The 6,294-nt window shown below is 67.9% G+C and carries 6 protein-coding genes; 5 read left to right on the top strand and 1 reads right to left on the bottom strand.

Features of this window, described 5'->3' with window-relative positions; translation table 11 throughout:
* Positions 1 to 113 precede the first annotated feature (113 nt).
* The 3 genes from moaC (at position 114) to IT540_RS09550 (ending at position 2,645) form a co-directional block, all read left to right on the top strand.
* Positions 114 to 608 (top strand): cyclic pyranopterin monophosphate synthase MoaC, encoded by a 495-nt coding sequence (moaC, locus tag IT540_RS09560; RefSeq protein WP_291176358.1) that lies wholly within the window; start codon positions 114 to 116, stop codon positions 606 to 608.
* 3 nt (positions 609 to 611) lie between these two features.
* Positions 612 to 1,817, top strand: coding sequence for a gephyrin-like molybdotransferase Glp (gene glp, locus IT540_RS09555; RefSeq protein ID WP_291176355.1), 1,206 nt, complete (start codon positions 612 to 614; stop codon positions 1,815 to 1,817).
* 183 nt (positions 1,818 to 2,000) lie between these two features.
* On the top strand, positions 2,001 to 2,645 hold the full coding sequence (locus tag IT540_RS09550) for a TetR/AcrR family transcriptional regulator (RefSeq protein ID WP_291176352.1): 645 nt from the start codon (positions 2,001 to 2,003) through the stop codon (positions 2,643 to 2,645).
* Between the two features lie 43 nt (positions 2,646 to 2,688).
* On the opposite strand, the gene IT540_RS09545 is transcribed toward IT540_RS09550, so the two are convergent.
* Complete coding sequence (locus IT540_RS09545; RefSeq protein WP_291176348.1) at positions 2,689 to 2,904, bottom strand: hypothetical protein; 216 nt, start codon at positions 2,902 to 2,904, stop codon at positions 2,689 to 2,691.
* 344 nt (positions 2,905 to 3,248) lie between these two features.
* Here IT540_RS09545 and lexA point away from each other — a divergent pair, with 344 nt between their 5' ends.
* Both lexA and uvrA read left to right on the top strand, forming a co-directional pair.
* Positions 3,249 to 3,971 carry a transcriptional repressor LexA gene (gene lexA / locus IT540_RS09540; RefSeq protein WP_291176345.1) on the top strand — a complete coding sequence of 241 codons (723 nt, stop codon included), beginning with the start codon at positions 3,249 to 3,251 and terminating at the stop codon, positions 3,969 to 3,971.
* A 197-nt stretch (positions 3,972 to 4,168) separates the two neighbouring features.
* On the top strand, positions 4,169 to 6,294 hold a 2,126-nt coding region (uvrA, locus tag IT540_RS09535), incomplete at its 3' end, for an excinuclease ABC subunit UvrA (RefSeq protein WP_291176361.1).

The following is a 6,294-nucleotide window of genomic DNA, read 5'->3' as shown; positions in this document are numbered from 1 at the left end:
TTTCCCCGTCATCCCGCCGCAGGCCGGGCTCCACGCAAGCATCCGCTGCTTCAACGTTGGATGTCTGGCCACCAACCCATCGGCGGGCAGCGCAGCCGTGTCAGAGGTGCCGCATGAGCAAGCTCACGCACCTCGACGACAAGGGCCGGGCGCAGATGGTGGATGTCGGCGCCAAATCGGCTTCGGCCCGCACGGCGGTCGCCGAGGGCTTCCTGGCCATGAAGGCCGAGACGCTAACGCTTGTGCTGTCGGGCGATACCAAGAAGGGTGACGTGATGGCGGCGGCGCGCATCGCCGGCATCATGGCGGCGAAGAGGACGAGCGACCTGATCCCGCTCTGTCATCCCCTCGCGCTCACGAAGGCGGGTATCGAGTTCACGGCCTCCGAGTCGCCGCCGGGGATGCATATCCGTGCGACGGTCAGCGTCACCGGCCCGACCGGCGTCGAGATGGAGGCGCTGACTGCAGTCTCCGTCGCCGCGCTCACGCTGTACGACATGCTCAAGGCCGCCGACCGCGGGATGGAGATCAGCGGCATCCGGCTGCTCGAGAAATCGGGCGGTCGCTCCGGCCTCTACTCGGCGCAGCCCCGCAAGTCGGAGGAGTGAGCGATGGCGCTGCTTCCGGTCGCAACAGCGCTCGACCGCGTGCTCTCGGACATCGCGCCGCCGGCGCAAGAGACGGTGCCGCTTGCGGAGGCCGCAGGGCGCGTGCTGACGCAGGACCTTGCCGCGCAGCTCACGCAGCCGCCGTTCGACGCGTCCGCCATGGACGGCTATGCGGTCTACGGCACGGAGGCGGCGCCGGTCGGCACGCGCTGGACGGTGATCGGCGAAGCGGCCGCGGGACGCGGCTTCTCGGGCACGGTCGCACCGGGCGAGGCGGTGCGTATCTTCACCGGCGCGCCGGGGCCGGCGGGTTGCGGCACGGTCGTGATCCAGGAGGACGTCTCGCGCACCGGCGACACGATCATCGCCATCGACGCCACCAAGGCCGGTGCCAACATTCGCTTGGCTGGCAACGATTTCACGAAGGGCGACGTGCTGCTCGGGCGCGGGCGCCGGCTCGATGCGCATTCCGTCACGCTCGCCGCCGCCATGGGCCATGGCGAGGTGCCGGTGGCGCGCCGGCCGGTGGTCGCCATCCTTGCCACGGGCGATGAGCTGGTGCCGCCCGGCACGCCGCCGGGGCCGGACCAGATCGTGTCGTCGAACCCGCTCGGCATTGCCGCGCTCGTCGCGCGCGCGGGCGGCATCGCCGCGCCGCTCGGCATCGCGCCGGACCGCATGGAGGTGCTGGTCGAGCGCATTGCGGAGGCGAAAGCGGCCGATATCCTGGTCACCATCGGCGGCGCCTCTGTCGGCGACCACGATCTCGTCGCGGAGGCGCTGCAGCGGGAAGGGCTCGAGCTTGCGTTCTGGAAGATCGCGCTCCGGCCCGGCAAGCCGCTGATGTTCGGGCAGCTCGGCGCGACGCGCGTGCTCGGCCTGCCGGGCAACCCCGTCTCGGCGCTGATCACGGCGCGCGTGTTTCTCGTGCCGCTGGTCAAGGCGCTGCTCGGCGAGCCGCGCGCGGCGCCGGCGACCGAAACCGCGATCCTTGCGCAGCCGCTCGAGGCCAACGGGCCGCGGCTGCATCTCATGCGCGCGACGCTTGGGCGGAATGCGGCCGGCGCGCTCACCGTCGCGCCGATGTCCTCGCAGGACAGCTCATTGCTCGGCGCGCTGGCGGCAGCCGATTGCCTGATCTGGCGTGCGCCCGGCGCGGCGGCGGCGCAGGCGGGAGAGGCCGTGCAGGTCGAGCGGCTGGCGCACTGAAGGCCGTGTCGTGCGGCAACCTGCGGGGGGCGTGCCGCGCCTAGTGCGGGATCACGCAATTGCCGCTGTTGGCGCCGCTCGTCGTCGACTTGTTATTGGTATCTTTACCAATCTCCAGAGCTGCCTCTCGAACGGCGTCCGACCTGCTTGCTCGCAGCGGCGGCGCCGTGAAATAACGGCCGCATGTCTCCAACCTCCGATTCGGCCGGCAAGTCCAATCGCTCGGGCGTGGCGACGCGCGCCAAGATCATCGACGCTGCCATCGCGGTATTCGCGGAGAAGGGGTTCGCGGGTTTCACGCTGCAAGCGGTGGCGGATCGCGCGGGCGTGTTCTACGGCAACGTCACCCACCACTACCCCACGCGCGACAAGCTCATCGAAGCCATGATCGAGGCATTGTTCGCGCAGTACCGCGTTCGGTTCGATACGCTCGTGGCGTCGCTCGAGGGACATGAGGGTGGTCCCATCCGCGCGCTGGTGACCTGGCTTCTCGACGACGCGGTCGTGGACGATGCGCGCGTCTTCCTCGAGCTCTGGGCGATGGCCTCGCGCACGCCGCACGTCGCCGAGGGTCTGAAGCGGCTCTATGACGACGCCGTCGACATGAGCATGCGCACGCTCGGCGTCGAGCCGCATGCGGAGAGTTCGCGGCGCTTCCGGGAAGCCCTGTACCTTCTGAGCACGGTGATGGAGGGCACGACGTGCATCTTCTTCAACCGCGACCGCACGGATGGCCTGTTCGACGGCTTCCGGCGCGAGACCGTCGAGGCGCTCGTGCCGCTTCTCGAGGAGCGGCTGGCGGAAGCAAAGCGCGCCACCCCTCGCTGATCGTCGGCCTTTAGCTGGTCAGGCTGCAGGCGTGCCCGCGTGGTCAGAGGCCCGTGACGGCCGGCTTGCGCAGCTCGTCGGCGGTCAGCGGACGCACCGCATAGATGCGCTCGCCGGGGACCGCCTGGGGGCGGTTGCGCACGAACGCAATGGCGCGTGCCTCGTCGGGAATCTCGACGTTCATGAAGACGGATGCCCGGAGATCGTCATAGCAGTACTGCGGCGTGACCTGGATCCGCCAACCGGCAACCGTCTTCATCTGCTGCGCCCTCGATATGTGCAGTTTGCGGATCATTAGGAGCCCAAACGCCGCCGTCGCGCTACGGCCATGCGGAGTTCCGGTAAATTCGGGTGGCGGAACGGGCAGGCGAGGGCTCCGAAAATCACATGATTAGCCGGCATGATGGTTAGGGTTGCAGAACCTTGCAAGAACGATTAGGGTACATTCACGATTTGTTTAGGTGAGTCTCGTCAAGCACCTGGTTGCAGCATCATCGGGTTGCTGAAGGTTCGTGCGCTGCGGTAGTCCGTCTTCGGCGCTGCGATCCGCGTCTTTGAAACTGCTCTTGGCCTTCGCGTAACGGGCCATGCACGGGAGGCATAATGCTGACTTCGAAGCAGAAAGAGCTGCTGCTCTTCATCCATGAGCGCATGCAGGCCGACGGCGTGCCGCCCTCCTTCGACGAGATGAAGGATGCCCTCGATCTCAAGAGCAAGTCCGGCATCCACCGGCTGATCACGGCGCTGGTCGAGCGCGGGTTCATCCGCCGCCTGCCGCACCGGGCGCGCGCCATCGAGGTCCTGAAGCTGCCCGAAAGCTCGACCGCCGCGGCCGTCGCCGCGACCGCCGAGCCGCAGCGGCGCATCGGGTTCCAGCCCAGCGTCATCGAAGGCGCGAAAGTGCGCAACATCGCGCCGCCGCCCTCGCACATGCTCGACAGCCGCACGGTGTCGGTGCCGGTGATGGGGCGCATCGCCGCCGGCGTGCCGATCTCGGCCATCCAGAACCACACCCACGACATCGCCTGTCCGCCGGATCTCCTGACCAACGGCGAGCACTTCGCGCTCGAGGTCAAGGGCGACTCCATGATCGAGGCCGGCATCCACGACGGCGATACGGTGATCATCCGCCGCTGCGATACGGCCGAGAACGGCGACATCGTGGTGGCGCTGGTGGAGCAGGAGGAGGCGACGCTCAAGCGCCTGCGCAAGAAGGGCTCGACCATCGCGCTGGAGGCCGCCAACCCCGAGTTCAAGACCCGCATCTTCGGGCCTGACCAGGTGGATATCCAGGGCCGGCTGGTGGGCCTGATCCGGCGCTACTAGGGCGGCGGCTCGCGGTGCGGCCGGCGCGGGGGCGGCCTGAAAAAGCCACCTGCCGGCGCCTATATCACGGCGTTCACTCTCAGATTTCTCCCCGCGCCGTTGGGCTGCATTGCCGACGCGCGTCCAGCGGGCTAGACAACTCGGCCATGAGCAAACCCCCTAAGAAAACGTCCCTCCGCGCCGGCGGCTCCGAGCTGATGAAGGCGATCCACGTCCGCGGGGCGCGCGAGCACAACCTCAAGAACGTCGATCTCGAGATCCCGCGCGACGCGCTGGTCGTGTTCACCGGCCTTTCGGGGTCGGGCAAGAGCTCGCTCGCCTTCGATACCATCTATGCCGAGGGGCAGCGGCGCTATGTCGAGAGCCTGTCGGCCTACGCGCGCCAGTTCCTCGAGATGATGCAGAAGCCGGACGTCGATCACATCGACGGCCTGTCGCCTGCCATCTCTATCGAGCAGAAGACGACGTCGAAGAACCCGCGCTCGACGGTCGGCACCGTCACCGAGATCTACGATTACCTGCGCCTCCTGTTCGCGCGTGTCGGCGTGCCGTACTCGCCGACCACCGGGCTGCCGATCGAGAGCCAGACCGTCTCGCAGATGGTGGACCGCGTGCTGGAGCTCGACGAGGGCACGCGGCTCTACCTGCTCGCGCCCATCGCGCGCGGCCGCAAGGGCGAGTTCCGCAAGGAGCTGGCCGAGCTTCAGAAGAAGGGCTTCCAGCGCGTCAAGATCGACGGCACGTTCTACGAGATCCCGGAGGCGCCGAAGCTCGACAAGAAGTATAAGCACGACATCGACGTGGTGGTGGACCGCCTCGTCGTGCGCAGCGACATCGCCAAGCGCCTCGCCGACAGCCTCGAGACCGCGCTCGGCCTCGCGGACGGCATCGCCATCGCAGAGTTCGCCGACAAGCCGCTCTCGAAAGCCACCACCGAGGGTGCCAACAAGAGCAAGAACGAGACGCACGAGCGGGTCACCTTCTCGGCGCGCTTCGCGTGTCCGGTCTCCGGCTTCACCATCGAGGAGATCGAGCCGCGGCTGTTCTCGTTCAACGCGCCGGCCGGCGCCTGCTCCGAGTGCGACGGCCTCGGCACGGAGCTGCAGTTCGAGCCGGACCTCGTCGTGCCCGATCCGTCGCTCTCGCTCAAGGATGGCGCGGTCTATCCGTGGTCGCGCACCGGCAACACGTCGCCCTACTACGAGCAGACGCTCGAAGCGCTGGCCAAGCACTACAAGGTGTCGATGACGACGCCGTGGGAGCGGCTGCCCAAGCACGTTCAGCTCGCCATCCTCTATGGCACCGGCGAGGAGGAGGTGACGTTCGTCTACGAGGACGGCGTGCGCCGCTACAAGACGGCCAAGACCTTCGAGGGCGTGATCGGCAACATCGAGCGGCGCTGGAGGGAGACCGACAGCGACTGGGTGCGCGAGGAGCTGTCGCGCTATCAGGGCGCGCACCCGTGCGAAGCGTGTGGCGGCTATCGCCTGAAGCCCCAGGCGCTGGCGGTGAAGATCGGCGGCAAGCACATCGGTGAGGTGTGCGACCTCTCGATCAAGGCTGCCAACCAGTGGTTCACGGAGGTCCCCAGGACCTTCACCAAGCAGCAGACCGAGATCGCGACGCGCATCCTGAAGGAGATCCGCGAGCGTCTCGTATTCCTCAACGACGTCGGCCTCGAGTACCTGACGCTGTCGCGCGCCGCGGGCACGCTGTCGGGCGGCGAAAGCCAACGCATCCGCCTCGCGTCGCAGATTGGCTCCGGCCTCACCGGCGTGCTCTACGTGCTCGACGAGCCCTCGATCGGCCTGCATCAGCGCGACAACGACCGCCTGCTCGCGACGCTGCGCCATCTGCGCGATCTCGGCAACACGGTGATCGTCGTCGAGCACGACGAGGACGCGATCCTGACCGCCGACCATGTGGTCGACATCGGCCCCGGCGCCGGCGTGCACGGCGGCGAGATCATCGCCCAGGGCACGCCCGATGACATCATGGCGGCGCCGCAGAGCCTCACCGGGCAATACCTCTCGGGGGCGCGCCAGATCCCGCTGCCCAAGCAGCGCCGCAAACCCGAGAAGGGCCGCACGCTCAAGATCACGGGCGCCCGCGGCAACAACCTGCACAACATCTCGGCCGAGATCCCGCTCGGGCTCCTCACCTGCATCACCGGCGTCTCGGGCGGCGGCAAGTCCACGTTCCTGATCGACACCGTCTACAAGGCGGTGGCGCGCAAGCTCAACAATGCGCGCGAGCATCCGGCGCCGTTCGACAAGCTCGAGGGCCTCGAGCACCTCGACAAGGTGATCGACATCGACCAGTC

The organism is Hyphomicrobium sp. (genome assembly GCF_020852195.1).
Lineage (GTDB): Bacteria > Pseudomonadota > Alphaproteobacteria > Rhizobiales > Hyphomicrobiaceae > Hyphomicrobium_C.
Note: the sequence above shows the minus strand (reverse complement) of the source record. Positions and strands in the feature narration are given on the sequence as shown.

Coding starts and splice junctions, on each gene's coding strand:
- IT540_RS09550 (WP_291176352.1), top strand. CDS start 2,001: ATGTCTCCAACCTCCGATTCGGCCGGCAAGTCCAATCGCTCGGGCGTG.
- moaC (WP_291176358.1), top strand. CDS start 114: ATGAGCAAGCTCACGCACCTCGACGACAAGGGCCGGGCGCAGATGGTG.
- lexA (WP_291176345.1), top strand. CDS start 3,249: ATGCTGACTTCGAAGCAGAAAGAGCTGCTGCTCTTCATCCATGAGCGC.
- IT540_RS09545 (WP_291176348.1), bottom strand. CDS start 2,904: ATGAAGACGGTTGCCGGTTGGCGGATCCAGGTCACGCCGCAGTACTGC.
- glp (WP_291176355.1), top strand. CDS start 612: ATGGCGCTGCTTCCGGTCGCAACAGCGCTCGACCGCGTGCTCTCGGAC.